Origin of the sequence: Brenneria corticis (genome assembly GCF_003115855.1) — a bacterium.
Lineage (GTDB): Bacteria > Pseudomonadota > Gammaproteobacteria > Enterobacterales > Enterobacteriaceae > Brenneria > Brenneria corticis.
In genome coordinates this window covers 1-652 of record NZ_KZ819142.1, presented here as the reverse complement: position 1 = coordinate 652, position 652 = coordinate 1, and the positions used below count along the sequence as shown (strand labels likewise).

At 55.5% G+C, this 652-nt stretch carries 1 protein-coding gene; it reads left to right on the top strand.

Going from position 1 to position 652, the window contains the following annotated elements; all coding sequences use genetic code 11:
* On the top strand, nt 1-652 hold a 652-nt coding region (locus DDT56_RS24520), incomplete at both ends, for an immunoglobulin-like domain-containing protein (RefSeq protein WP_210417084.1).

Below are 652 nucleotides of genomic sequence, written 5' to 3'. Positions count from 1 at the left end.
GCCAGCGTAGCCGGTAAAACCTTTGAAGATTTACAATTGGGTAGCGATGCGACGGTAAATATTACTGACACCGTGGATACCACCACGCTGACGCTGGGCAATGTTACCGTGGCGGAAGGCAGCGATAGCGCTACCGTCAGCGCCACACTAAGTAACCCGACCGATCGTGCCTTTACGGTAACGCTAAGCAATGGTGCCACTATCACCTTTGCTGCGGGTACGACAACCGGCACTTCATCAGCCTTTGCTGTGCAGAGTGACGATGTTTACCAAGACGGTGGAAGCTACACCCTAAGCGTCACGAACGCGGGTGAGCATAACTTCGAACAACTGGATACCAGCGACACAGCAACAGTGACGGTGATCGATACGATCGACACCGTCAATGTGACGATCGATAGCAACGGCGATGTCACGGAAGCACAGGATGCAGTGTTTACCATTAAGGTAGACCGAGTACTGGCCGACGATCTGGTGGTCACCCTAAGCAATGGCGACACGGTAACTATCCAGGCGGGTGAGCAGAGCGCAGCCTATAGCGTGCCCGCGCAGGGCGACGATGTGTACGCCGATGCGGGTAGCGTAACGCTGGGTCTTACCGATGCCAGCGTGGCCGGCAAGGTCTTTGAAGATCTGCAACTGGGTGGCGATG